Here is a 25,188-nt window from a genome sequence, read left to right on the forward strand (position 1 = left end):
CAGATGACAATGCTTTTATCCCTTTTCACTATCATACCCTTTATCCTTGCTGAATCGAAGCAGCAGCAAGATGATTCTGAAGTTCAGGAATTATTTGCGCAAGGCCCGGCAAATCAGATTCGATAGCAATTCAAGCTGATGCGCTGTTTCCATGTTCAGCCACACATAGCCATAGATTGGTGTTTCCACGACTTTCAGGTCATGGTGGTTATCGAGCAACTGACGCAGCTCTTCCACAGCATCGTTCAATTTTTCCGTATTGGCAAAAACCGGCTGCGGATTACCTTCGTACAGCGCATGAACAAGGCTCAGCAGTATTTGCTGCATCATGTGCTGGGTATCACGAAGTTTTTGCGCGTTCAATAACACGAAATGGCTGGGGCGCGTGGCCCAGTATGCATTGATTTGCAACTCCAGCATACAAACCAGATTGCGATTAATGGTCTGGATACCTTCATATATCGATTTGGGAATACGGGTTTCTTTGCTGGCGGGCGCAATCAGCCCACGCATTTTCACGGCATCGGTCAGGAGTTTTTGTAGATGGCTTTCCAGACGTGGGCGTTCGAGTAAGTTCGGTGAGAATGCAGATTGATAGACCCGATTATACTCGGTCAGACTTTTTGCCAGTTGAATGCGCCAGTGGATGAACGCCCGTTGTGGCCAGATGCCGGTAAACAACATTGCCAGTAAAGAGCCGAGGATCACATCGCCGCTTCGCCATAACGCCGTATCAATTTCACCTGTCGGGGAACCAACAACAATTGCCAGCGTCACCCCAATCAATAAACCTTGATACGGTTTCTTGCCCAGCGCCAGCCAACCGCAAAGAAACATAGCCGCCGCGCACCAGACTAACATCAGCGGTAACGAGATTAACTCCAGTTGCAGAGCGATAAGACCTAAAATCGACCCCAACACCGTACCGCCAATACGTTCGAATGCGCGAGGGACAACGTTACCCCAGAACGAGATTGGCCCCATAATCACCACCATGGTGACCAGCGGCCAGGTGCTTTCCGGGATAGTAAACAGGCGGATAATGAGAAAAGTGAGCAGGAATGCCAGCGCGACCCGAGTACCATGCACAATGCGGTAATGGCGGTATACCCGGATTTCAAACGGGCTTAATGACTTATCGGCACGCACGCAGAAACTCCGTTAATGAAGATTAAAAGCGCTCATAACACATCTGTCGGCCAGAAGGCGCGCCTCTGAATTATCCGACGGACATACCGGGAACAGTGTAATTTCCCGGCAGGAGCGAAAAATTTGAAAGGCGCATCTTACTCTTTTCGCTTTCAAAAAAAGAGTGGTCATCGCGTTAACACACCGCCCTGAGATGAATTAGTGATGTTTTGGCTGCACCGCAACATACATTTCGATATCCCAGTACCCCTCTTCCGCGCCATTGTTCAAGTAAACCTCGAAGCAGGGCTTTGGTAACATTTCATAAGCACTGTCCTGCAAGAGGCTATTAAAGAACTGATACCAGGGTTTAGCAAAATCATCACCGACTACACGAGCCACCGCCACCGCATACTGACCACCTGAAATTTCTGTCAGAATGACGCCCTCACTGTTTTCAGGGAGCGTAAAGTTATTCGGCACCGTCACGACGGTGTCGCAGCGTAATTTTTCGGCGGGTGTTTCATCTGGATTGTCGTAATAGACAGCAACCCACTCCTTCGGCACAATATTTTTGCTATCTACCCACATCATCAACTGCTCAAAGCCTTTCTTTACCGTCTGTTCCCACGGGCCAACGAGATGGAAACCTGCAACGGTACGTTTATCTTCCTGCTTAATCTCGTAGTTCATGACGCCTCCATTAATACTGTTTTTATATACAGTATAGTTGCAATATTAAAACCACAAGGAATGAGTGTTGATTATGCGAGCAGACTCGCACTCCTGCCAGTCTGCTGCAAAAGAAAGGTCAGGCCTTATGGTGGAAATAATCACTCAGGCGGGAAAACATGCTGCCTTCCCCGACAGATTCCAGGGTAACCAGCGGCCAGTGCGCCACCTGTTTATCACGGTCGTAAAGTTCAATTTCCCCTACCCGCTGATGGGCGCTAATTGGCGCGGTGAGTTCTTTACCATCAAGGGTATATTTGGCTTTGATATGTGGAATTTCGGCTTTCGGTAGCACCATCCAGAACTCTTGTTCCGTTCCCAGGGCGATATTTTCTTTATCACCATACCAGATGCGTTCCGTACCGACCTTTTTCCCACGGTGCAAAATTTGCACCGTAGTAAAGTTTTGTTGCCCCCAACGCAGTAATTTTCTTGCCTCGTCCTCACGACCTTTTGCGCTGTCAGCACCCATTACCACTGCAATGAGGCGACGCTGCCCGTCTACAGCCGAAGCAATGAGATTAAACCCGGCACCAGAAGTATGACCCGTTTTCAGGCCGTCAACATTCATGGTTTTATCCCACAATAACCCGTTACGGTTTTGCTGGGTAATACCGTTCCAGGTGAGGCTTTTCTCACTGTACATATGATAAAACTCGGGCTCGCCGTGGATGATAGCGCGAGAAAGCACAGCTAAATCATAAGCCGAGCTATGCTGGCCTGGTGCATCCAGACCATGCACTGTTTCAAAATGCGTATCCTTGAGATGCAGCTTCTCGGCATAGTTGTTCATCATTTCAACAAACTGCCGTTGCCCACCGGCAATATAGTCAGCCAGTGCAACACAAGCGTCATTTCCGGAATCCACAATTAAACCACGGCTTAAATCACGTACCGATACGCGATCGCCCTCTTTCAAAAACATCAGTGAAGAACCGACAAACACCGGATTATCTTTCGCCCACGCATCACGCCCCACGGTGACAATATCGTCTGGCGTAATGCGATGACTATCGATAGCGCGATCCACGACATAGCCCGTCATCAGCTTTGTCAGGCTGGCGGGATTGCGCTGTTGATGCTCATTACCCGCGGTGAGAATCTGACCGGTGGTGTAATCCATCAATACCCAGGACCCAGCATGAATCTCTGGAGGTTGAGGTGAAAAAGGAATGTTTTCCGCCGCAAAACCAGACGATAAATTAAAAACGAACAAAGAAGCAGCAATAATAAGACGGCGTTTCAACAGCAAACCCTCAGGTGTTTCAAATAGCTGTTCTTTTTACGGAAATACTTATGAACTGGCTGGAATAAAGTGCAAGAAAATGTGACTACTATCTCATTTTTATCTGACATGATCTGTTGCCACTCGCTGCCAAATTGTCGCGCTAAAGCTGATTAGCACGGTGATATTTGATACTCTGGCAGACAGCAGAAATAACGGATTTAACCTAATGATGAATGACGGTAAGCAACAATCTACCTTTTTGTTTCACGATTACGAAACCTTTGGAACGCACCCCGCGTTAGATCGCCCTGCACAGTTCGCAGCCATTCGCACTGATAACGAATTTAACGTCATCGGCGAACCCGAAGTTTTTTACTGCAAGCCCGCGGATGACTATTTACCCCAGCCTGGAGCAGTATTAATTACCGGTATTACCCCGCAGGAGGCACGGGCGAAAGGAGAAAACGAAGCCGCGTTTGCCGCCCGTATTCACTCGCTTTTTACCGTACCGAAGACCTGTATTCTGGGCTACAACAATGTGCGTTTCGACGACGAAGTCACACGCAACGTTTTTTATCGTAATTTCTACGATCCTTACGCCTGGAGCTGGCAGCATGATAACTCGCGCTGGGATTTACTGGATGTTATGCGTGCCTGTTATGCCCTGCGCCCGGAAGGAATAAACTGGCCTGAAAATGATGACGGTCTACCGAGCTTTCGCCTTGAGCATTTAACCAAAGCGAATGGTATTGAACATAGCAACGCCCACGATGCGATGGCTGATGTGTACGCCACTATTGCGATGGCGAAACTGGTAAAAACGCGTCAGCCACGCCTGTTTGATTATCTCTTTACCCATCGCAATAAACACAAACTGATGGCGTTGATTGATGTTCCGCAGATGAAACCCCTGGTTCACGTTTCCGGAATGTTTGGGGCATGGCGTGGCAATACCAGCTGGGTGGCACCGCTGGCGTGGCATCCTGAAAATCGCAATGCCGTAATTATGGTGGATTTGGCAGGAGACATTTCGTCATTACTGGAGCTGGATGGCGACACATTGCGCGAGCGTTTATATACCGCAAAAGCCGATCTTGGCGATAACGCCGCCGTTCCGGTTAAGCTGGTGCATATCAATAAATGTCCGGTGCTGGCCCAGGCGAATACGCTACGCCCGGAAGATGCCGACCGACTGGGAATTAATCGTCAGCATTGCCTCGATAACCTGAAAATTCTGCGTGAAAATCCGCAAGTGCGTGAAAAAGTGGTGGCGATATTCGCGGAAGCCGAACCGTTTACGCCTTCAGATAACGTGGATGCACAGCTTTATAATGGCTTTTTCAGTGACGCCGATCGTGCAGCAATGAAAATTGTGCTTGAAACCGAGCCGCGTAATTTACCGGCACTGGATATCACTTTTGTTGATAAACGGATTGAAAAGCTGTTGTTCAATTATCGGGCACGCAACTTCCCGGGGACGCTGGATTATGCCGAGCAGCAACGCTGGCTGGAGCACCGCCGCCAGGTCTTCACGCCAGAGTTTTTGCAGGGCTATGCAGATGAATTGCAGATGCTGGCACAACAATATGCCGATGACAAAGAGAAAGTGGCGCTGTTAAAAGCACTTTGGCAGTACGCGGAAGAGATCGTCTGAAACAAAAAAAACCGGAGCGATAAACTCCGGCTTTTTGAGATTTACCGGATGATTATGTCATCCGGCTTGTAAGATTATGCAACGTCTTCGTACTGCGGAACCGGGTTACGGAAGCTCTTGGTGACACAAGCCAGGTAAATCAGGCCGATTGCCGCCCAGATCAGACCCAGAACCATTGAGCTTTCTTCCAGATTAACCCACAGCGCACCAACGGTCAGCGCACCACACATCGGCAGGAACAGATACTGGAAGTGATCCTTCAGCGTCTTGTTACGCTTCTCACGGATCCAGAACTGCGAGATAACCGACAGGTTAACGAAGGTGAACGCCACCAGCGCACCAAAGTTAATCAGCGCCGTAGCCATTACCAGGTCAAAGTTGATTGCCAGCAGGGCAATCGCGCCAACCAGGATGATGTTCATTGCCGGAGTACGCCATTTCGGGTGCACATAACCGAAGAAGCTTTTCGGGAATACGCCGTCACGACCCATTACATACATCAGACGCGCCACGCCTGCGTGCGCCGCCATACCGGACGCCAGTACGGTAATGGTGGAGAAGATCAGCGCGCCAACCTGGAACGCTTTACCCGCAACGTACAGCATGATTTCAGGCTGTGACGCATCCGGATCTTTAAAGCGAGAGATATCCGGGAAGTACAGCTGCAGGAAGTAAGTTGCAAAGATGAAGATCATGCCGCCGATCAGCGCGGTCAGGAAAATCGCACGTGGGATCACGCGCTCTGCATCTTTGGTTTCTTCCGACAAGTTGCTGATGCCGTCAAAGCCGGTAAAGGAGAAGCACAGAATCGTCGCACCAGTGATCATCGGGATAACATGTGCATCACCAGACCAGAACGGACGAGTGCTCGCCAGCGTACCAGCACCTTCACCTTCAAATACGCCGTAAACTACCATGCCCAGAATTACCGCGATCAGCACTACCTGCAACACCACGATGACGGTGTTGAAGTTCGCTACGGATTTCAGACTACGCAGGTTAAAGGCGGTCATAAAGGCCACCAGCGCCACCACAAACATCCACGATGGAATGGAAGGCACCAGAGCTTCAAAATAGATTTTCGCCAGCAGAATGTTGATCATCGGCGCGAACAGATAGTCGAGCAGAGAAGACCAACCCACCATAAAGCCGACAGTCGGGCTAATGGATTTCTGGGCGTAAGTGTATGCAGAGCCAGCAGAAGGATAGCGGCGAACCAGCTTCCCGTAGCTCAGAGCCGTAAACAGGATCGCAATCAATGCGAACGCATAGGCTGTCGGCACATGACCATCCGTGAGGCCTGAAACGATACCAAAAGTATCAAACAGCGTCATCGGCTGCATATAGGCAAGACCCATCATTACAACCGGAACTAACGTAAGCGTTTTACGCAATTCCACGCGAGAGGTGTTTGGAGTAACGTTATGCGACATGGTCATTCTCCTTTACGGTAATAACCGTCGCGTAAGCAAAAAATTGCCCCATTTTTTTGGATTCCTCAGCGACAACAACTGTCGATTTTTAGTAAATATCTATCCGGTACGAAGCCCGGCCTCTTGGTATGAATGATTGGTTTGAAGCAAAAAATAACCGACGCTAATTAAACGTCGGTTTTTAGTCATTTTTTGACAGCGGCGCATTGTGCCTAAATGGGGGGGAAATGACAAGAGAATGAGAGGCTTGTCATAATAATTTTTCTTTAAATGGCTGATTTTCCGTCATCAGATTTTGCATAAACACCGGCGATCGCACTATTTGCTAAAATTTCGTCCCGCCACCAAGCGCTGGCAAGCCCTGCGGTCTGTTCGTTCCAGCCAATCCAGACAGGTTCAAAGAGAGTTTGGGCGACCACTTTCTTCTCGATTAACGCGCCACTATCGAGAAAACGTTGCGCCAGATAACGGGGTAAATAGCCGCAGCCAAGGCCGCTAATTTGCAGCTCCAGCTTGGTTTTAAAATCGAAAACGGTAATGGCTTCTTGTTCGTCGAGAAGTTGCGAGGCCGTAGAAGCGCCTGCCTGCGCAGTATCCCCTACCACAATCGCCCTATATCGCTTAATGATACGACGGTTTAACGGTTCTTCTTCCTGGGCTAACGGATGATGGGGCGCGACCGCAAAGACTTGTTCAAGATCGCCCAACCGTGAAAAACCAAACTCACTGGAAGATGGTGGCTCATGCATCGCACCAACAATAATATCCGCTCGTCCCTGAGTCAGGGCATCCCAGGAACCACCGAGCACGCCATTGATAAACTTCAGGCGCGTCACGCTATGATGTTGATAAAAAGCTTCAATAAGTGGCGCGAGAAGAGAAAAAGGGAAGGTGTCGTCCACGCCAATCACCAGCTCGTTTTCCCAGCCTTCATGCAGTTTTATCGCCTGTTTTTCCAGTTCTCGCACGGTATGCAGAACTTCCCGCCCCTTCTCTAATAACATTTTTCCGGTGCGGGTAAATTTAGCGCGGTGACCACTACGATCAAGCAATTGAATGTTAAGGTCGCTTTCCAGCTTGTGAACGGTGTAACTCAGAGCGGACGGCGTCTTATAGAGTTTGGCCGACGCCGCCGCAAAACTGCCTTCTTTTTCTAAGGCATCGAGGATCATCAACACATCCAGCAGTGGTTTCATACACGCCCCCTTGCAGTGCATGCGGCGTCCTGCTGGCGTGATCGTTTACTCCAGCGGCATTACCAGCGGATCGGGATACTGGTATTCAAATCCCAGTTCATTACAAATCCGGCTGCCATCAATAATCTTACCTTTGCCGCTATCCAGACTATTTCTGAACTGCGGAGGTTCAAGCCCCAGTAAACGGGCCATTTGCGGATAAAAAACATTACGCGCAGGGTGAGCTGGCGCACATATATTATAGATGTGTCCGCCTTTAGGTGCCTGTAACAACAGGGTGATAGCGCCAATAACATCTTCTAAATGGACTAAATTGACACCATGTTCACCATCAGGCGCGGTTTTTCCGGCAAAAAAGCGACCAGGATGACGTTCCGGCCCGACCAGGCCTGCAAGACGCAGAATATCGACTGAAGTACCGGGTAAATTGTGCAGCCAGTCTTCAAGTTCTTTTAATACTCGTCCACTGTTGGTCACCGGATTACGCGGGGTCGTTTCTTTAACGGTGCCTTGTGCGTCGCCATAGACAGACGTTGAGCTGGTAAAAATAATGCGGGGAATATGATGAGCCAGCGCACTATCCACTAACTCTTGTACCGCTTGTAAATAGAACTCATCGCCGGGGCCGCTACGACGTGCCGGAAGCGTGATGACCAGCGCATCAGCATCCATCAGGGCATCCAGATCGTCAGAATCGCAAACTAACTCAGGTTCCATGCGAAGCAGATAACTATCAATGCCACTCATTCGGGCCGCTTCGACGCCATCTTGTGTGGTTTTACTCCCGGTGACTTGCCAGCCTCGCGCTGAAAGTGACATCGCCAGCGGCATGCCTAACCACCCTAACCCGACAATTGCGACCTTTTTCATCCGTTATCTCCTGATACACCTTAGATCTATAAGGCTACGCTAGCGTATCAAAACTGACAATTCATTCTATGAATGAAATCGAAACTGTTAGCAAATATACAATTGCCTGATGCGCTCCGCTTATCAGTCCTACAAAAACATCAATATATTGAATTTAGGCAACATTTGTAGACCAGATAAGGCATTCACGCCGCATCCGGCAGGAACCAAGCCCACTTTAGTTACAGAACACAATGTTCTTGAGGGTTTTAAAGACATATTTTCACGATTACTTTTTTAACGTAGCCACTCCTGGCCCTCTCCTTTCCCCGCTCATTCATTAAACAAATCCATCGCCATAAAATATATAAAAAAGCCCTTGCTTTCTAACGTGAAAGTGGTTTAGGTTAAAAGACATCAGTTGAATAAACATTCACAGAGACTTTTATGACACGCGTTCAATTTAAACACCACCATCATCACCATCATCCTGACTAGTCTTTCAGGCGATGTGTGCTGGAAGACATTCAGATCTTCCAGTGGTGCATGAACGCATGAGAAAGCCCCCGGAAGATCACCTTCCGGGGGCTTTTTTATTGCGCGGTTGTTAACGGTTCAGACAGGTTTAAAGAGGAATAAGAAAATGACAGACAACACTCGTTTACGCATAGCTATGCAGAAATCCGGCCGTTTAAGTGATGACTCACGCGAATTACTGGCGCGCTGCGGCATTAAAATTAATCTTCACACCCAGCGCCTGATCGCGATGGCAGAAAACATGCCGATTGATATTCTGCGCGTGCGTGACGACGACATTCCCGGTCTGGTAATGGACGGCGTGGTTGACCTTGGGATTATCGGCGAAAACGTGCTGGAAGAAGAGCTGCTTAACCGCCGCGCCCAGGGTGAAGATCCACGCTACTTTACCCTGCGTCGACTGGATTTCGGCGGCTGCCGCCTTTCGCTGGCAACGCCGGTTGATGAAGCCTGGGACGGCTTGCTCTCCTTAAACGGTAAACGTATCGCCACCTCTTATCCTCACCTGCTCAAGCGTTATCTCGACCAGAAAGGTATCTCTTTTAAATCCTGCTTACTGAACGGTTCTGTCGAAGTTGCGCCGCGCGCCGGACTGGCGGATGCGATTTGCGATCTGGTTTCCACAGGTGCCACGCTGGAAGCTAACGGCCTGCGCGAAGTCGAAGTTATCTACCGCTCGAAAGCCTGCCTGATCCAGCGCGATGGTGAAATGGAAGAATCCAAACAGCAACTGATCGACAAACTGCTGACGCGTATTCAGGGCGTGATCCAGGCGCGCGAATCAAAATACATCATGATGCACGCACCAACCGACCGACTGGATGAAGTCATCGCTCTGCTGCCAGGTGCCGAACGCCCAACCATTCTACCGCTGGCGGGTGATCAACAACGCGTAGCGATGCACATGGTCAGTAGCGAAACCCTGTTCTGGGAAACGATGGAAAAACTGAAAGCGCTGGGTGCCAGTTCAATCCTGGTCCTGCCGATTGAGAAGATGATGGAGTGATCGCCATGAGCTTTAGCACAATCATTGACTGGAATAGCTGTACTGCGGAGCAACAACGCCAGCTGTTAATGCGCCCGGCGATCTCCGCCTCTGAAAGTATTACCCGCACTGTTAACGATATTCTCGATAACGTGAAAACGCGTGGCGATGAGGCCTTGCGGGAATACAGCGCGAAGTTTGATAAAACCACGGTTACCGCGCTGAAGGTATCTGCGGATGAGATCGCCGCCGCCAGCGAACGCCTGAGCGACGAGCTAAAACAGGCGATGGCGGTGGCAGTAAAGAATATTGAAACCTTCCACACTGCACAAAAACTGCCGCCGGTAGATGTTGAAACTCAGCCTGGCGTTCGTTGCCAGCAAGTCACGCGCCCGGTCGCTTCAGTGGGTTTGTATATTCCTGGCGGCTCCGCACCGCTCTTCTCAACGGTATTAATGCTGGCAACTCCGGCGCGTATAGCAGGCTGTAAAAAAGTAGTGTTGTGCTCACCGCCGCCGATTGCCGATGAGATCCTTTACGCGGCGCAGCTGTGCGGCGTGCAGGACGTGTTTAACGTCGGTGGCGCACAGGCCATTGCCGCGCTGGCGTTTGGTACAGAATCCGTGCCGAAAGTGGACAAAATCTTCGGGCCTGGCAACGCCTTTGTCACCGAGGCAAAACGTCAGGTGAGCCAGCGTCTGGACGGTGCGGCGATCGATATGCCCGCAGGCCCGTCGGAAGTGCTGGTGATTGCCGACAGCGGCGCAACGCCGGATTTCGTGGCTTCTGATTTGCTCTCTCAGGCTGAACACGGCCCGGATTCACAGGTGATTTTGCTGACTCCTGATGCTGATATGGCGCGTCGCGTTGCCGAAGCCGTCGAACGCCAGTTGGCAGAACTGCCGCGAGCCGAAACCGCCCGTCAGGCACTGAGCGCCAGCCGCCTGATCGTAACCAACGATTTAGCGCAGTGCGTGGAGATCTCCAACCAGTACGGCCCGGAGCACCTGATCATTCAGACCCGCAACGCCCGCGATCTGGTCGATGGCATCACCAGTGCCGGTTCCGTATTTCTCGGTGACTGGTCACCGGAATCGGCAGGTGATTACGCCTCCGGCACCAACCACGTGCTGCCGACTTACGGTTATACCGCCACCTGTTCCAGCCTCGGGCTGGCAGATTTCCAGAAACGCATGACCGTACAGGAACTGTCGAAAGAAGGCTTTTCCACGCTGGCTTCGACCATTGAAACACTGGCCGCCGCCGAGCGCCTGACTGCCCACAAAAATGCCGTTACTTTGCGTGTTAACGCCCTTAAGGAGCAAGCATGAGCACCGTGACTATTACCGATTTAGCGCGTGAAAACGTCCGCAACCTGACGCCGTATCAGTCGGCGCGTCGTCTGGGCGGTAACGGCGACGTCTGGCTGAACGCCAACGAATATCCCACCGCCGTGGAGTTTCAGCTCACTCAGCAAACGCTCAACCGCTACCCGGAATGCCAGCCAAAAGCGGTGATTGAAAATTACGCGCAATATGCAGGCGTAAAACCGGAACAGGTACTGGTCAGCCGTGGCGCGGACGAAGGTATTGAACTGCTGATTCGCGCTTTTTGCGAACCAGGTAAAGACGCCATTCTCTACTGCCCGCCAACGTACGGCATGTACAGCGTTAGCGCCGAAACCATTGGTGTCGAGTGCCGCACAGTGCCGACGCTGGACAACTGGCAACTGGACTTACAGGGCATTTCCGACAAGCTGGACGGGGTAAAAGTGGTCTATGTTTGCAGCCCCAACAACCCCACCGGGCAACTGATCAACCCGCAGGATTTTCGCACTCTGCTGGAGTTAACGCGCGGTAAGGCGATTGTGGTTGCCGATGAAGCCTATATTGAGTTTTGCCCGCAGGCATCGCTGGCTGGCTGGCTGGCGGAATATCCGCACCTGGCTATTTTGCGCACACTGTCGAAAGCTTTTGCTCTGGCAGGGCTTCGTTGCGGATTTACGCTGGCAAACGAAGACGTCATCAACCTGCTGATGAAAGTGATCGCCCCCTACCCGCTCTCGACACCGGTTGCCGATATTGCGGCCCAGGCGTTAAGCCCGCAGGGAATCGTCGCCATGCGCGAACGAGTGGCGCAAATTATTGCAGAACGCGAATACCTGATTGCCGCACTAAAAGAGATCCCCTGCGTGGAGCAGGTTTTTGACTCTGAAACCAACTACATTCTGGCGCGCTTTAAAGCCTCCAGCGCAGTGTTTAAATCTTTGTGGGATCAGGGCATTATCTTACGTGATCAGAATAAACAACCCTCTTTAAGCGGCTGCCTGCGAATTACCGTCGGAACCCGTGAAGAAAGCCAGCGCGTCATTGACGCCTTACGTGCGGAGCAAGTTTGATGAGTCAGAAGTATCTTTTTATCGATCGCGATGGAACCCTGATTAGCGAACCGCCGAGTGATTTTCAGGTGGACCGTTTTGACAAACTCGCCTTTGAACCGGGCGTGATCCCGGAACTGCTGAAGCTGCAAAAAGCGGGCTACAAACTGGTGATGATCACTAATCAGGATGGTCTGGGAACACAAAGTTTCCCACAGGCGGATTTCGATGGCCCGCACAATCTAATGATGCAGATCTTCACCTCGCAAGGCGTGCAGTTTGATGAAGTGCTGATTTGCCCGCACTTGCCCGCCGATGAGTGCGACTGCCGTAAGCCAAAAGTAAAACTGGTGGAGCGTTATCTGGCTGAGCAAGCGATGGACCGCGCCAACAGTTATGTGATTGGCGATCGCGCGACCGATATTCAACTCGCCGAAAACATGGGCATTAATGGTTTACGCTACGACCGCGAAACCCTGAACTGGCCGATGATTGGTGAGCAACTCACGAAACGCGATCGTTACGCCCACGTGGTGCGTAACACCAAAGAGACGCAGATTGACGTTCAGGTGTGGCTGGATCGCGAAGGTGGCAGCAAGATTAACACCGGCGTTGGCTTTTTTGATCACATGCTGGATCAGATTGCCACTCACGGCTGCTTCCGGATGGAAATCAACGTTAAAGGCGACCTCTATATCGACGATCACCACACTGTCGAAGATACCGGTCTGGCGCTGGGCGAAGCGTTAAAAATAGCTCTTGGCGACAAACGCGGTATTTGCCGCTTCGGTTTTGTGCTGCCGATGGACGAATGCCTTGCCCGCTGCGCGCTGGATATCTCTGGTCGCCCGCACCTGGAATATAAAGCCGAGTTTACCTATCAGCGTGTAGGCGATCTCAGCACCGAAATGATCGAGCACTTCTTCCGTTCGCTCTCATACACCATGGGCGTGACCCTGCACCTAAAAACCAAAGGTAAAAACGATCACCACCGTGTAGAGAGCCTGTTCAAAGCTTTTGGTCGCACCCTGCGCCAGGCCATCCGCGTGGAAGGCGATACCCTGCCCTCGTCGAAAGGAGTGCTGTAATGAACGTGGTGATCCTTGATACCGGCTGCGCCAATTTGAACTCGGTGAAGTCTGCCATTGCGCGTCACGGTTATGAACCCAAAGTTAGCCGTGATCCGGACGTCGTGTTGCTGGCCGATAAACTGTTTTTACCCGGCGTTGGCACCGCGCAAGCGGCGATGGACCAGGTGCGTGAGCGCGAGTTGTTTGATCTCATCAAAGCCTGTACCCAACCGGTGCTGGGCATCTGCTTAGGAATGCAACTGCTGGGGCGGCGCAGCGAAGAGAGCAACGGCGTCGATTTGCTGGGCATCATCGACGAAGACGTGCCGAAAATGACCGACTTTGGTCTGCCGCTGCCGCATATGGGCTGGAACCGCGTTTACCCGCAGGCAGGCAACCGCCTGTTTCAGGGGATTGAAGACGGCGCGTACTTTTACTTTGTTCACAGTTACGCAATGCCAGTCAATCCGTGGACCATCGCCCAGTGTAATTACGGCGAACCGTTCACTGCGGCGGTACAAAAAGATAACTTCTACGGCGTGCAGTTCCACCCGGAGCGTTCTGGTGCCGCTGGCGCTAAGTTGCTGAAAAACTTCCTGGAGATGTGATGATTATTCCGGCATTAGATTTAATCGACGGCACCGTGGTGCGTCTCCATCAGGGCGATTATGGCAAACAGCGCGATTACGGTAACGACCCGCTGCCACGCTTACAGGATTACGCCGCGCAGGGTGCCGAAGTACTGCACCTGGTGGATCTGACCGGGGCAAAAGATCCGGCTAAACGTCAAATCCCGCTGATTAAAACCCTGGTCGCGGGTGTTAACGTTCCAGTGCAGGTTGGCGGCGGCGTGCGTAGCGAAGAAGACGTGGCGGCGTTACTGGAAGCAGGCGTTGCGCGTGTGGTGGTTGGCTCCACCGCGGTGAAATCACCAGAAATGGTGAAAGGCTGGTTTGAACGCTTCGGTGCCGATGCCTTAGTGCTGGCGCTGGATGTCCGTATCGACGAGCAAGGCAACAAGCAGGTGGCAGTCAGCGGCTGGCAAGAGAACTCAGGCGTTTCGCTGGAACAACTGGTGGAAACCTATCTGCCCGTCGGCCTGAAACATGTGCTGTGTACCGATATCTCGCGCGACGGCACGCTGGCAGGTTCTAACGTCTCTTTATATGAAGAAGTGTGCGCCAGATATCCGCAGGTGGCATTTCAGTCCTCTGGAGGAATTGGTGACATTGATGATGTAGCGGCCCTGCGTGGTACTGGCGTGCGCGGCGTAATAGTTGGTCGTGCATTACTGGAGGGTAAATTCACCGTGAAGGAGGCCATCACATGCTGGCAAAACGCATAATTCCGTGTCTCGACGTTCGTGATGGTCAGGTGGTGAAAGGCGTACAGTTTCGCAACCATGAAATCATTGGCGATATTGTACCGCTGGCAAAACGCTACGCCGAAGAAGGCGCTGATGAACTGGTGTTCTACGATATCACCGCTTCCAGCGATGGACGCGTGGTAGATAAAAGCTGGGTATCCCGCGTGGCGGAAGTGATCGACATCCCGTTCTGCGTGGCGGGTGGGATTAAGTCGCTGGATGACGCCGCGAAAATTCTTTCCTTTGGTGCAGATAAAATCTCCATCAACTCTCCTGCGCTGGCGGACCCGACATTAATCACTCGCCTGGCCGATCGTTTTGGTGTGCAGTGTATTGTGGTCGGTATTGATACCTGGTACGACGCCGAAACCGGTAAATATCATGTGAATCAATATACCGGCGATGAAAGCCGCACCCGCGTCACTCAGTGGGAAACGCTCGACTGGGTACAGGAAGTGCAAAAACGCGGTGCCGGAGAAATCGTCCTCAACATGATGAATCAGGACGGCGTGCGTAACGGTTACGACCTCGAGCAGCTGAAAAAAGTGCGTGAAGTTTGCCACGTCCCGCTGATTGCCTCCGGTGGCGCGGGCACTATGGAGCACTTCCTTGAAGCCTTCCGCGATGCCGACGTTGACGGCGCGCTGGCGGCTTCCGTATTCCACAAACAAATAATCAATATTGGTGAATTAAAAGCGTACCTGGCAACACAGGGCGTGGAGATCAGGATATGTTAACAGAACAACAACGCCGCGAACTGGACTGGGAAAAAACCGACGGACTGATGCCGGTGATTGTGCAACACGCGGTATCTGGCGAAGTGCTAATGCTGGGCTATATGAACCCGGAAGCCTTAGACAAAACCATCGAAAGCGGCAAAGTCACTTTCTTCTCGCGCACTAAACAGCGACTGTGGACCAAAGGCGAAACGTCGGGCAATTTCCTCAACGTAGTGAGTATTGCCCCGGACTGCGACAACGACACGTTACTGGTACTGGCGAATCCCATCGGCCCGACCTGCCACAAAGGCACCAGCAGCTGCTTCGGCGACACTGCTCACCAGTGGCTGTTCCTGTATCAACTGGAACAACTGCTCGCCGAACGCAAATCTGCCGATCCGGAAACCTCCTACACCGCCAAACTGTACGCCAGCGGCACCAAGCGCATTGCGCAGAAAGTGGGCGAAGAAGGCGTGGAAACTGCGCTGGCCGCGACGGTACATGACCGCTTTGAACTGACCAACGAGGCGTCTGACTTGATGTATCACCTGCTGGTGCTGTTGCAGGATCAGGAGTTGGACTTAACGACGGTGATTGAGAACCTGCGCAAACGGCATCAGTGAGTTACTGGGTAAGCGGATGCGATGTTGTTGTCGCATCCGGAGCCATAGCCCGATGCGCAAGCTTATCGGGCCGACTATTCTCTCTGCACACGTAAGCTGGATACATCGCATCCGGCAAAAAATGCGGGCAAGGTGTCACCACCCTGCCCATTTTCTTTAAAACCGAAAAGATTACTTCGCGTTGTAATTACGCAGAGCGTTACGCCCCAACACAATCCCCGCGCCTACCATGCCGCCCAGCAGCACCGCCAGAATCAAGGTAATTGCCTTTTTCGGGCTATCGCGACGAATAGGTAACGTCGGTTTCATCACATAACGGTAAGCATGAATATCAAGATCATCAACCTTTAAGTTTTCGATATCCAGAAGGTTTTGACGAGTCTGATAGTAGTTTGGCGAGAACACCAACGGACGGGTCGCCTCGTGCTTAATCATCGACTCCAGCGCTTCGCTACCCAAAAGGAATAACGTATCTTGCGTCACATCTTCAGTCTGCTGAACCTGTGGCTTTGTCACCTGCGCCTGATTCGCATACTGCAACGCTTCCTGAATTTGACGGATACGCAGATCTTTCTGTTCCTGCGCAACCACTTCCTGTGTTCTTAAAGAGTCCTGCAAGTTTTTCCGTCCCAGAGCAATGTTGTCCTTGAGATCCTTTTCTAGCTCTTGATTCACTTTATCGTCAACTTGCTGAATGTATTGGGCCAACTTCATTTGTGCGCCCTCTGCAGTTTGCCCAACATAAGAAACAGTCAATGGTAATTGCTGGTTCTTAACAGAAGGTTCGATGGTAAGTTTTTCTGGTTCTTCCTGATTATCCAGCGTTTCTGCTAATGCAGAGAAGGCAGAACTGAAGCGACCAATTAACGTCTCCTGCAAATCCGATACTTTCGGTGCAGCCTGACCATAGATAACATTCATGGCATTGTTATAGCCAGCAATTTGCCCCACATCGGGCTGAGTGATAATTGCTGTTGACGTCCATTTCTCCTTCGCTACTGCCAAATATCCAATAGCCAGGGCAATAGCCACAATGACGGAAATGATGATTGTCATCTTGCCACGCCACAACAGCACTAGTAAATCAATCAAATCAATCTGTTCCGGGTCATGGTTTTGCCCAGAAACATTATTATTTTCTACTCTCATCATTACCCTAACTGACGGAAATTTCCAAGTCCGCATAGTTTAGCGATAATCCTCATGAATGCTATAGGATAATTGATAAAAATAATGAATTATTACTCAAGTAACAAAAGACAATCAGGGCGAAAATCGCCCTGATAACAGGATGTTAGTCACTGCCAAAGAGATCGCGGGTGTAGACTTTATCTGCCACATCCTTAAGCTCTTCTGCCATACGGTTGGAGATAATGACGTCGGCTTGTTGTTTGAAGGTGGCGAGATCACGTTCCAGACGAGAGTTGAAGAAGGAGTCTTCTTTCATCACCGGTTCGTAGATAATCACTTCAACGCCTTTCGCCTTGATACGTTTCATAATCCCCTGAATGGAAGACGCGCGGAAGTTATCTGAACCGCTCTTCATAATCAGACGATAAATACCCACCACTTGCGGCTTGCGTGACAAAATGGCATCGGCAATAAAATCTTTACGCGTGCGGTTTGCATCGACAATTGCCGAGATCAGGTTATTCGGCACAGACTGGTAGTTCGCCAGTAACTGCTTGGTATCTTTCGGTAGACAATAACCACCATAGCCAAACGACGGATTGTTGTAATGGTTGCCAATACGCGGATCGAGACAAACACCTTCGATAATCTGACGAGTATTCAGACCTAAACTTTCTGCATAGCTATCCAGCTCGTTAAAGTATGCTACGCGCATCGCCAGATAGGTATTAGCAAACAGTTTAATCGCTTCTGCTTCGGTTGAATCGGTGAACAGGGTCGGGATATTTTGCTTAATCGCGCCCTCCTGTAATAACGCAGCAAAACGTTCTGCGCGTTCCGAACGCTCACCGATGACAATACGTGACGGATGAAGGTTATCGTAAAGAGCTTTACCTTCACGGAGGAATTCGGGGGAGAAAATAATATTTTCAGTACGATATTTCTTATGCATCGCTGCGGTAAAACCAACGGGAACCGTGGATTTGATGACCATAACCGCATAAGGATTTATCTCTACTACGTCTTTAATTACTGATTCTACACTGGATGTATTGAAATAATTAGTTTTAGGATCATAGTCGGTTGGAGTGGCGATGATGACATAATCAGCATCCCGGTAGGCTTCATTTTTATCTAGTGTGGCATCAAAGCGTATTTGATCTGATTTCAAAAACTGTTGAATTTCCTTATCAACAATAGGAGATATCCGATCATTCAGCATAGCAACGCGTGACGGTAAAATATCTAATGCCACAACCTCATGATTTTGTGCGATTAGAAGCCCGTTTGACAAGCCTACATAGCCAGTGCCGGAAATGGTGATTTTCATTTCATGCTCTCAGAATTAACTTAACTGTGAATCATGATGTTTTTAGCATCCTGATAAGAGTTAAAAGTTTTAACGCTACGTCGATAGCTGGTCAACGCAACGAAAAACAATTCAGATTTTCTTTATAAGAGTAGCTGATATTTATTAAGTTAATATTAAGCAGTGAAATTTAGTCTATAAGATAAATGGCAAAAAAAAGCCCGGTGCAATATACGCCGGGCCTCAATTTTATTGTTGGTTAAATCAGATTAATCCAGCCATTCAGTATGGAACACACCTTCTTTATCAATGCGCTTATAAGTATGCGCACCGAAATAGTCACGCTGTGCCTGGATCAGGTTTGCAGGCAGAACAGCGGCACGGTAGCTGTCATAATAGGCAACCGCAGCAGCGAAGGTAGGAACCGGGATACCGTTCTGTACTGCATAAGAGACGACATCGCGCAGCGCCTGCTGATAGTCATCGGCAATTTGCTTGAAGTACGGAGCCAGCAGCAGGTTAGCGATCTGCGGATTTTCGGCATAAGCATCGGTGATTTTCTGCAGGAACTGCGCACGGATGATGCAACCAGCACGGAAAATCTTCGCGATTTCGCCGTAGTTCAGATCCCAGTTGTACTCTTCAGACGCCGCACGCAGCTGAGAGAAGCCCTGAGCATAAGAAACGATTTTGCCCAGATACAGCGCACGACGAACTTTCTCGATAAACTCAGCTTTATCGCCTGCTGGCTGCGCTTGCGGACCAGAGAGAACTTTAGACGCGGCAACACGCTGATCTTTCAGAGACGAGATATAACGTGCAAACACAGACTCAGTAATCAGCGACAGCGGTTCGCCGAGATCCAGCGCACTCTGGCTGGTCCATTTACCGGTACCTTTGTTAGCCGCTTCATCCAGGATCACATCAACCAGGTAGTTACCGTCTTCATCTTTTTTGGTGAAGATATCTTTGGTGATGTCGATCAGGTAACTGCTCAGTTCACCGTTATTCCACTCGGTAAAGGTCTGCGCCAGTTCTTCGTTGGTGAGGTTCAGGCCACCTTTAAGCAGAGAATAGGCTTCAGCAATCAGTTGCATATCTCCGTATTCAATACCATTGTGAACCATCTTCACATAATGGCCTGCGCCATCGGCACCGATATAGGTAACGCAAGGCTCACCGTCTTCAGCCACTGCGGCGATTTTGGTCAGGATCGGCGCAACCAGTTCATAGGCTTCTTTCTGCCCACCCGGCATAATGGAAGGGCCTTTCAGCGCACCTTCTTCACCACCGGAAACACCGGTACCAATGAAGTTAAAGCCTTCGGCAGAAAGCTCGCGGTTACGACGAATGGTGTCCTGGAAGAAGGTATTACCACCATCAATGATGATGTCACCTTTATCGAGGTATGGCTTGAGAGAATCAATAGCAGCATCCGTGCCAGCACCTGCTTTCACCATTAACAGGATGCGACGAGGCGTTTCCAGAGATTCAACAAACTCTTTCACCGTATAGTAAGGAACCAGTTTCTTGCCTGGATTTTCGGCAATCACTTCTTCCGTCTTTTCACGGGAACGGTTGAAAATAGAGACGGTATAACCACGGCTTTCGATGTTGAGCGCAAGGTTACGTCCCATCACGGCCATACCGACGACGCCGATCTGTTGCTTTGACATTGTTTACTCCTGTCAGGGGTGGTCACGCGGGGTTACGCGGCTTGAAGAAGCTAAGATGGTAACCCAGCATGTATAGAATAAGATAGAAGAATAAACGGTGGTGTATCGCCCTATAACCACTTAGAAAAAGCCTTAGCTTTCAGTGGGTCAAATGGCCCCTCCTTTATCTCTAACATAAGGGCTTTTGGTGACAGGCATTTGACACTATGTATATCTCCTGGGGAAAATTCCACGACACTTATTCCCGTACCGTCTCCAACAACAAACTTTTTTTGGATCTCACCATTTTGCTCATACAAACAAACTTCTAATTGCCCTTGCATGACGACAAACATTTCCCACTGATGCGGTAACTCATGCCAATGGGGTTCAACATAGCTGTCGCGTACAAATGCAATAAGTAAACGTTGAACCTTCTCCTGATGAGATGCGTGCAATAAATAATGAGCGCGCAAACGTTCAGAATTTGCTGCAGTGCGAAAAAGTTCATCCAGAATATTGTCATCAACTAAACGCATTCTCCTGCCTCCAGTCGGACTTCGATAGTATGTGCCGCCGATTCAACCGAAAATTGAGACGTTAACAACACATTGGCGTTCTGACCTAACTGTTTTCTTAAAACTGAATCACTAAGAAGCAATTGTGCAGATTCAAACAGTTTATCATCTTCACCATTAACATGAATGAACCCAGCCCTGTGCTTATTAATTACATCCATTAGATCATTACCGCCATTCACACTCCCAAGGATCGGGATTGATTGAACCATATATCCTAGTAATTTTCCGGGGAAATTATGTGAAGAATGGCGAGACGAAAGGGAGAACAGGCCAACATCAACTTCAGATAAAATTAATTTAAACTCTTCCTGGTTCACTGAAGGTAGATGAGTGAAATTAGTTAAATTCCATTCTGCAGCAAGAGATTTAATCAGGTCAACTTCATCACCCTGCCCTATAAACAGGAAATGAGCATCATGATGACGCATCATATTACGCGCAAGGCGCATTAAGTTTGCCATATCCTGAGCATGCCCAATATTACCGCCATAGAAAAAAATGATTTTATCTTTTAGAGCGTATTTTTGACGAAGTGAATGATAATCATCGCCGGCAGACACAGGAGTCATTGAGGCCCAATTACGTAAAACTTCACACGGATAACCTTTATTGGCCTGACGAAATATCTCAAGATTCTTATCAGACATTAACCCAATCCAGTCAGCCTGTTGATATGATTTTTTTTCAAAATACCTGAAATATTTTTCAATTGGCGAACCGGCTTTTATCATACCAGCATCAATGACCCACTGTGGGAACATATCCCTTAGGACCAGATAGCTTGGGCACTGGCATCGCTCTTTAATTTTTTTAACCAAGCCTCCCCAAAAAATAGAGGGGGAATAATAAACGATACCATCAAATGTATCATGTTGGATGAGATGCTTTAATGCGTGCCATGCACGAAAAGATAAAAGAGTTTCATTTATGGCACGTTTAGCCTTACCTATATCCTTTAAAGGTCCACTTTTGAAACGCCAAACCTTTATACCATCAGTCATGCTAACAGAATAGATTGCCTGTAATGTGTTGTCAGGCGTAATTACAGTTACATCATGGCCTCTGCTCAGCAATTCCAGGCCTAACTCATGAAACATTTTAGCCCCAACTCGTGTGCTATGGGGCAAATAATCATCAATGATTAATGCAAGTTTCATTAGTATTGTTTCCAGACAACCCGTTTAACGTAGTCAGTATATGAATGGATAATACGCACAACTTTATCTGAAACATTTGGCATACTATAGTCACTGACCTGACGAAGTAAGCGTACTTCTCCACGAGGCTGTGTTGCAATAATTTCTAATGCCTGTAACACACGGGCAGACTCAAGACCAACCATCATTACAGCCCCTTCTTCGAAGCCTTCAGGGCGTTCGTGCGCTTCTCGTATATTGAGCGCAGGGAAGTTCATAATGGAGGACTCCTCTGTAATAGTCCCGCTATCCGATAAAACAGCACGTGCATTTTTTTGCAGATGGTTGTAATCGTGAAATCCTAATGGCTTAAGTAGCAAGATATTTTTATGGAATTGAATACCGTTTTCGTTGATGCGGTTACGAGTGCGCGGATGAGTAGAAACAACTACCGGGATATCATATTTTTCAGCCACGGTATTAAGTATATTTGCCAGTTTCGCAAGCTGTTTAGGGGTATCAACATTTTCTTCTCTGTGGGCACTTACCACAAAGAAATTCCCAGGTGTTAAATTCAGGCGAGAAAGTACATCGGAACCATCAATCTGCGACATATAATGAGTGAGTACTTCAAACATTGGGCTACCGGTTTTAATAATCCTATCGGCTGGTACACCTTCAGCCAAAAGATATTCACGCGCGATATCACTATATGTCATATTGATATCAGCGGTGTGGTCAACTATTTTTCTGTTAGTTTCTTCCGGTACGCGTTGATCAAAACAACGATTCCCAGCCTCCATATGGAAAATCGGAATTCTTCGACGCTTTGCTGGTATTGCTGAAATACAGGAGTTAGTATCGCCAAGAACTAACATGGCTTCTGGTTTTTCCTGTTCAAAGACCTCATCAACTTTAATGATAACTTGTCCAATAGTCTCTGCTGCATTTTTACCTGCGGCATTAAGAAAATAATCAGGTTTGCGAACACCCAAATCCTTAAAAAAAACCTCATTCAATTCATAATCGTAATTTTGCCCAGTATGAACAATAAGGTGATCACAATATTCATCTAATTTTGCAAGGACACGCGAGAGTCGAATAATTTCTGGACGAGTCCCAACAACCGACATGACTTTCAATTTTTTCACGATAAAACTCTCGCTATAGTATCTGGTTCAGAACGATTAAATATTTCATTTGCCCAAAGCATAACAACTAGCTCATCCGAGCCATTATTAGTAATGTCATGCGTCCATCCCGGAACTGTTTCAACAATTTTAAAATCATCTGATGAAACATTAAGTTCATATCGTTCACCCGTGACAATATTTTCAAATTTGAAACAAGCACTTCCTCGGATGATAATAAATTTCTCATTTTTGGAATGATGATAATGCCCCCCCCGAGTAATTCCTGGATGCGCAGTAAAAAACGAAAACTGGCCCGCGTTTTTCGTTTTCAATACTTCACAGAATACCCCTCTGTCATCACTATAAGAAGGAACCGTATACGCAAACTGTTCAGGAGAAAGGTAACTTAACCATGTTGAGTACAATGCTCGAGTGAATCCATTACCTACATCTTCGATGATTAATGTTTGGCGACTTTCTTTAAATCGATAAATTAATTGTGCCACCTCACCAACAGTAACAGAATAAATTGGACCAAATGTCCTGTAACCAGTTTCGTTCGCTCCTTCTAATAGCTTTAATATGTCAGAACAAAAGTCATCTATATACACCAAATTTACAACTGCTGAAGGATCATTAATTGTAATAGCTTCATCATTTGCAATGCGATGGCAGAATGTTGCTATAAAGGAGTTATAATTTGGTTGACACCACTTACCGAATACATTCGGCAAGCGATAGATATAATATTTAGCGTTTGTCGTTTCCCCATACTGCTGAATGATTTTTTCCGCAGCTGCTTTACTCTTTCCATAAGCGTTATCACATTCAGCTTGGATGGAAGAACTAAGCATGATAGGAGTATCTTTATTATTTTTTTTCAGAATATCAACAATCTGTTGAGTTAGATCGCAATTCCCCTCTTCAAACTCACTCTCCTTCACAGGACGATTTACTCCAGCAAGATGAAAAATGAAATCTGCCTGCTTAAGTCCCTGCTCTAAATCCGTCAAAGAAGAGTTACGATCTATCGCAATAAGTTCGTTATATCCAGCTTCCTTAAGGCGGAAAACCAAATTTCGACCGATAAACCCTGCAGCGCCAGTAACTAAAATTTTCATATTATGAATCCAACTCATAATCTTCACCAGAACGAAGTGCCCGGATAAAAGGAAGTTTTAGCAGTAATTCTTTCATTCCCTCAACATCTAATCTCTCAGTATTATGAGAATTATAATCTTCCACTTCCGAGATACGACGGTCACCATGTTCCACATATTTTCCATAGTTCAAATCGCGGAGATCTGGTGGAACACGATAATAATCACCCATATCTTCCGCTGCAATCATTTCCTCTCGGCTCAATAACGCTTCGTAAAGTTTTTCCCCGTGTCGAGTTCCAATAATATTGATTGGATGCTCATGGGCATTTAGCAATTCCTTAAGTGCAATGGCTAATGTTTGAATTGTTGCCGCAGGTGCTTTCTGAACGAAAATGTCACCATTATTTCCATGCTCGAAAGCATAAAGGACCAGATCGACAGCATCCTCAAGCGTCATCATGAAACGAGTCATATTGGGATCGGTTATGGTCAATGGTTTACCAGCTTTGATTAGATCAACAAATAATGGGATGACCGATCCACGTGAAGCCATTACATTTCCATAACGAGTTCCACAGATAACTGTTTTTGAACTGTCAAGATTACGTGATTTTGCAACAATAACTTTTTCCATCATTGCCTTAGATATGCCCATTGCATTGATAGGATAAACGGCTTTATCGGTACTCAAGCACACCACGCGTTTAATCCCATTCGCTATAGCAGCCTCCAGAACATTTTCCGTACCCAGAACATTTGTCTTAACCGCCTCCATAGGGTGAAATTCACATGAAGGAACTTGTTTAAGGGCTGCTGCATGATACAGAAAATCGGCACCACGCGTTGCATTTAGAACGGAATTATAGTCTCGCACATCACCTATATAAAATTTTAATTTTGAGTTATTATATTTTTTCCGCATATCATCTTGTTTTTTTTCATCCCTGCTAAATATTCGTATTTCAGCAATATCTGTATCTAGAAAACGCTTAAGTACGGCATTACCAAAAGAACCAGTGCCACCAGTGATAACGAGTGTTTTATTCTTAAACATATTTTCACCTTTTACAGATATTTTTTATAGTCGTAATATGAACTTTTCATATAGCCATATTTTGTTTTAGAAGCAACTTTCGCCAAAGTTGCGCTTTCTTCATGATGGACAATAGCATCAGGCTCATAGAAAATCTTCCCATTTACTTCCATTAATTGGCCAGCCAAATATGCTTCCTCACCATATAAA

The 25,188-nt window shown here is 48.2% G+C and carries 25 protein-coding genes and 1 other annotated feature; of the genes, 10 read left to right on the forward strand and 15 right to left on the reverse strand.

The window, feature by feature from the left end; all coding sequences use genetic code 11:
• Window positions 1-90: 90 nt before the first annotated feature.
• From HEN33_RS12970 to dacD, 3 genes are all read right to left on the reverse strand, one after another.
• Window positions 91-1,149: an FUSC family protein gene (locus HEN33_RS12970; protein ID WP_001200890.1), complete on the reverse strand. Its 1,059-nt coding sequence runs from the start codon at window positions 1,147-1,149 to the stop codon at window positions 91-93.
• A 198-nt stretch (window positions 1,150-1,347) separates the two neighbouring features.
• Window positions 1,348-1,821 (reverse strand): DNA gyrase inhibitor SbmC, encoded by a 474-nt coding sequence (gene sbmC, locus HEN33_RS12975; protein WP_001602831.1) that lies wholly within the window; start codon window positions 1,819-1,821, stop codon window positions 1,348-1,350.
• 118 nt (window positions 1,822-1,939) lie between these two features.
• Window positions 1,940-3,106: a serine-type D-Ala-D-Ala carboxypeptidase DacD gene (dacD, locus tag HEN33_RS12980; protein WP_001353122.1), complete on the reverse strand. Its 1,167-nt coding sequence runs from the start codon at window positions 3,104-3,106 to the stop codon at window positions 1,940-1,942.
• A gap of 208 nt (window positions 3,107-3,314) precedes the next feature.
• Between dacD and sbcB the strand changes: the two genes are divergently transcribed.
• Window positions 3,315-4,742 (forward strand): exodeoxyribonuclease I, encoded by a 1,428-nt coding sequence (gene sbcB, locus HEN33_RS12985; protein WP_176263162.1) that lies wholly within the window; start codon window positions 3,315-3,317, stop codon window positions 4,740-4,742.
• Between the two features lie 74 nt (window positions 4,743-4,816).
• Here the strand turns inward: sbcB and plaP are convergent, their stop codons facing one another.
• The 4 genes from plaP to HEN33_RS13005 form a co-directional block, all read right to left on the reverse strand.
• The gene (gene plaP, locus HEN33_RS12990; RefSeq protein ID WP_000019197.1) at window positions 4,817-6,175 is read right to left on the reverse strand and encodes a putrescine/proton symporter PlaP; all 1,359 of its coding nucleotides are present in this window, start codon (window positions 6,173-6,175) and stop codon (window positions 4,817-4,819) included.
• Window positions 6,165-6,227: a membrane protein YoeI gene (gene yoeI / locus HEN33_RS12995; RefSeq protein ID WP_010723108.1), complete on the reverse strand. Its 63-nt coding sequence runs from the start codon at window positions 6,225-6,227 to the stop codon at window positions 6,165-6,167. The genes plaP and yoeI overlap by 11 nt, the downstream gene beginning before the upstream one ends.
• Before the next feature lie 214 nt (window positions 6,228-6,441).
• Window positions 6,442-7,371 carry a LysR substrate-binding domain-containing protein gene (locus tag HEN33_RS13000; RefSeq protein WP_000803364.1) on the reverse strand — a complete coding sequence of 310 codons (930 nt, stop codon included), beginning with the start codon at window positions 7,369-7,371 and terminating at the stop codon, window positions 6,442-6,444.
• A gap of 45 nt (window positions 7,372-7,416) precedes the next feature.
• Complete coding sequence (locus tag HEN33_RS13005; protein ID WP_000754726.1) at window positions 7,417-8,241, reverse strand: SDR family oxidoreductase; 825 nt, start codon at window positions 8,239-8,241, stop codon at window positions 7,417-7,419.
• Between the two features lie 426 nt (window positions 8,242-8,667).
• On the opposite strand from HEN33_RS13005, the gene hisL reads away from it, so the two are divergent.
• The 9 genes from hisL (at window position 8,668) to hisIE (ending at window position 15,897) form a co-directional block, all read left to right on the forward strand.
• Window positions 8,668-8,718: a his operon leader peptide gene (gene hisL, locus HEN33_RS13010; RefSeq protein WP_001364200.1), complete on the forward strand. Its 51-nt coding sequence runs from the start codon at window positions 8,668-8,670 to the stop codon at window positions 8,716-8,718.
• Window positions 8,694-8,817, forward strand: a sequence feature (His leader region). (Overlaps the previous gene by 25 nt.)
• Window positions 8,818-8,863: 46 nt before the next feature.
• Window positions 8,864-9,763, forward strand: a complete 900-nt coding sequence (hisG, locus tag HEN33_RS13015) for an ATP phosphoribosyltransferase (RefSeq protein WP_176263155.1) — start codon at window positions 8,864-8,866, stop codon at window positions 9,761-9,763.
• A 5-nt stretch (window positions 9,764-9,768) separates the two neighbouring features.
• Window positions 9,769-11,073: a histidinol dehydrogenase gene (gene hisD, locus HEN33_RS13020; RefSeq protein ID WP_176263156.1), complete on the forward strand. Its 1,305-nt coding sequence runs from the start codon at window positions 9,769-9,771 to the stop codon at window positions 11,071-11,073.
• Complete coding sequence (gene hisC, locus HEN33_RS13025; RefSeq protein WP_105278944.1) at window positions 11,070-12,140, forward strand: histidinol-phosphate transaminase; 1,071 nt, start codon at window positions 11,070-11,072, stop codon at window positions 12,138-12,140. Before hisD ends, hisC begins: the two co-directional genes overlap by 4 nt.
• Window positions 12,140-13,207, forward strand: coding sequence for a bifunctional histidinol-phosphatase/imidazoleglycerol-phosphate dehydratase HisB (hisB, locus tag HEN33_RS13030; protein ID WP_176263157.1), 1,068 nt, complete (start codon window positions 12,140-12,142; stop codon window positions 13,205-13,207). Before hisC ends, hisB begins: the two co-directional genes overlap by 1 nt.
• Window positions 13,207-13,797 carry an imidazole glycerol phosphate synthase subunit HisH gene (gene hisH / locus HEN33_RS13035; RefSeq protein ID WP_001103560.1) on the forward strand — a complete coding sequence of 197 codons (591 nt, stop codon included), beginning with the start codon at window positions 13,207-13,209 and terminating at the stop codon, window positions 13,795-13,797. Before hisB ends, hisH begins: the two co-directional genes overlap by 1 nt.
• Complete coding sequence (gene hisA, locus HEN33_RS13040; RefSeq protein ID WP_176263158.1) at window positions 13,797-14,534, forward strand: 1-(5-phosphoribosyl)-5-[(5-phosphoribosylamino)methylideneamino]imidazole-4-carboxamide isomerase; 738 nt, start codon at window positions 13,797-13,799, stop codon at window positions 14,532-14,534. The genes hisH and hisA overlap by 1 nt, the downstream gene beginning before the upstream one ends.
• A complete protein-coding gene (hisF, locus tag HEN33_RS13045; RefSeq protein ID WP_000880156.1) occupies window positions 14,516-15,292 on the forward strand; it encodes an imidazole glycerol phosphate synthase subunit HisF in 777 nt (258 codons plus the stop codon). Before hisA ends, hisF begins: the two co-directional genes overlap by 19 nt.
• On the forward strand, window positions 15,286-15,897 hold the full coding sequence (gene hisIE / locus HEN33_RS13050) for a bifunctional phosphoribosyl-AMP cyclohydrolase/phosphoribosyl-ATP diphosphatase HisIE (protein ID WP_135487595.1): 612 nt from the start codon (window positions 15,286-15,288) through the stop codon (window positions 15,895-15,897). The genes hisF and hisIE overlap by 7 nt, the downstream gene beginning before the upstream one ends.
• Before the next feature lie 171 nt (window positions 15,898-16,068).
• Here the strand turns inward: hisIE and wzzB are convergent, their stop codons facing one another.
• From wzzB to fnlA, 8 genes are all read right to left on the reverse strand, one after another.
• Window positions 16,069-17,046, reverse strand: a complete 978-nt coding sequence (wzzB, locus tag HEN33_RS13055) for an LPS O-antigen chain length determinant protein WzzB (RefSeq protein ID WP_176263163.1) — start codon at window positions 17,044-17,046, stop codon at window positions 16,069-16,071.
• Window positions 17,047-17,191: 145 nt separating this feature from the next.
• On the reverse strand, window positions 17,192-18,358 hold the full coding sequence (gene ugd, locus HEN33_RS13060) for a UDP-glucose 6-dehydrogenase (protein WP_105278941.1): 1,167 nt from the start codon (window positions 18,356-18,358) through the stop codon (window positions 17,192-17,194).
• Window positions 18,359-18,606: 248 nt separating this feature from the next.
• Window positions 18,607-20,013, reverse strand: a complete 1,407-nt coding sequence (gndA, locus tag HEN33_RS13065; RefSeq protein WP_176263159.1) for an NADP-dependent phosphogluconate dehydrogenase — start codon at window positions 20,011-20,013, stop codon at window positions 18,607-18,609.
• Window positions 20,014-20,123: 110 nt separating this feature from the next.
• Window positions 20,124-20,531, reverse strand: coding sequence for a WbuC family cupin fold metalloprotein (locus HEN33_RS13070; RefSeq protein ID WP_024226100.1), 408 nt, complete (start codon window positions 20,529-20,531; stop codon window positions 20,124-20,126).
• Window positions 20,522-21,730: a glycosyltransferase family 4 protein gene (locus HEN33_RS13075; RefSeq protein WP_176263160.1), complete on the reverse strand. Its 1,209-nt coding sequence runs from the start codon at window positions 21,728-21,730 to the stop codon at window positions 20,522-20,524. Before HEN33_RS13075 ends, HEN33_RS13070 begins: the two co-directional genes overlap by 10 nt.
• Entirely contained in the window at window positions 21,730-22,860 is a 1,131-nt protein-coding gene (gene wecB / locus HEN33_RS13080) for a non-hydrolyzing UDP-N-acetylglucosamine 2-epimerase (RefSeq protein WP_000734421.1), read from the reverse strand. The genes HEN33_RS13075 and wecB overlap by 1 nt, the downstream gene beginning before the upstream one ends.
• Window positions 22,857-23,963 (reverse strand): UDP-2-acetamido-2,6-beta-L-arabino-hexul-4-ose reductase, encoded by a 1,107-nt coding sequence (gene wbjC, locus HEN33_RS13085; protein ID WP_176263164.1) that lies wholly within the window; start codon window positions 23,961-23,963, stop codon window positions 22,857-22,859. Before wbjC ends, wecB begins: the two co-directional genes overlap by 4 nt.
• Window position 23,964: 1 nt before the next feature.
• Window positions 23,965-24,999, reverse strand: coding sequence for a UDP-N-acetylglucosamine 4,6-dehydratase/5-epimerase (gene fnlA / locus HEN33_RS13090; protein ID WP_000475913.1), 1,035 nt, complete (start codon window positions 24,997-24,999; stop codon window positions 23,965-23,967).
• Window positions 25,000-25,188 lie beyond the last annotated feature (189 nt).

This window comes from Escherichia sp. 94.0001 (assembly GCF_013369155.2).
GTDB classification, from domain to species: Bacteria; Pseudomonadota; Gammaproteobacteria; order Enterobacterales; family Enterobacteriaceae; genus Escherichia; species Escherichia coli_F.

Excerpts from the sequence above, each read along its gene's own strand:
- hisC (WP_105278944.1), top strand. The coding sequence starts at position 11,070 with ATGAGCACCGTGACTATTACCGATTTAGCGCGTGAAAACGTCCGCAAC.
- ugd (WP_105278941.1), bottom strand. The coding sequence starts at position 18,358 with ATGAAAATCACCATTTCCGGCACTGGCTATGTAGGCTTGTCAAACGGG.
- sbmC (WP_001602831.1), bottom strand. The coding sequence starts at position 1,821 with ATGAACTACGAGATTAAGCAGGAAGATAAACGTACCGTTGCAGGTTTC.
- sbcB (WP_176263162.1), top strand. The coding sequence starts at position 3,315 with ATGATGAATGACGGTAAGCAACAATCTACCTTTTTGTTTCACGATTAC.
- hisF (WP_000880156.1), top strand. The coding sequence starts at position 14,516 with ATGCTGGCAAAACGCATAATTCCGTGTCTCGACGTTCGTGATGGTCAG.
- wzzB (WP_176263163.1), bottom strand. The coding sequence starts at position 17,046 with ATGAGAGTAGAAAATAATAATGTTTCTGGGCAAAACCATGACCCGGAA.
- plaP (WP_000019197.1), bottom strand. The coding sequence starts at position 6,175 with ATGTCGCATAACGTTACTCCAAACACCTCTCGCGTGGAATTGCGTAAA.
- hisB (WP_176263157.1), top strand. The coding sequence starts at position 12,140 with ATGAGTCAGAAGTATCTTTTTATCGATCGCGATGGAACCCTGATTAGC.
- hisD (WP_176263156.1), top strand. The coding sequence starts at position 9,769 with ATGAGCTTTAGCACAATCATTGACTGGAATAGCTGTACTGCGGAGCAA.
- hisG (WP_176263155.1), top strand. The coding sequence starts at position 8,864 with ATGACAGACAACACTCGTTTACGCATAGCTATGCAGAAATCCGGCCGT.
- wbjC (WP_176263164.1), bottom strand. The coding sequence starts at position 23,963 with ATGAAAATTTTAGTTACTGGCGCTGCAGGGTTTATCGGTCGAAATTTG.
- HEN33_RS13000 (WP_000803364.1), bottom strand. The coding sequence starts at position 7,371 with ATGAAACCACTGCTGGATGTGTTGATGATCCTCGATGCCTTAGAAAAA.
- fnlA (WP_000475913.1), bottom strand. The coding sequence starts at position 24,999 with ATGTTTAAGAATAAAACACTCGTTATCACTGGTGGCACTGGTTCTTTT.
- HEN33_RS13070 (WP_024226100.1), bottom strand. The coding sequence starts at position 20,531 with ATGCGTTTAGTTGATGACAATATTCTGGATGAACTTTTTCGCACTGCA.
- HEN33_RS13005 (WP_000754726.1), bottom strand. The coding sequence starts at position 8,241 with ATGAAAAAGGTCGCAATTGTCGGGTTAGGGTGGTTAGGCATGCCGCTG.
- hisH (WP_001103560.1), top strand. The coding sequence starts at position 13,207 with ATGAACGTGGTGATCCTTGATACCGGCTGCGCCAATTTGAACTCGGTG.
- HEN33_RS13075 (WP_176263160.1), bottom strand. The coding sequence starts at position 21,730 with ATGAAACTTGCATTAATCATTGATGATTATTTGCCCCATAGCACACGA.
- hisIE (WP_135487595.1), top strand. The coding sequence starts at position 15,286 with ATGTTAACAGAACAACAACGCCGCGAACTGGACTGGGAAAAAACCGAC.
- gndA (WP_176263159.1), bottom strand. The coding sequence starts at position 20,013 with ATGTCAAAGCAACAGATCGGCGTCGTCGGTATGGCCGTGATGGGACGT.
- hisA (WP_176263158.1), top strand. The coding sequence starts at position 13,797 with ATGATTATTCCGGCATTAGATTTAATCGACGGCACCGTGGTGCGTCTC.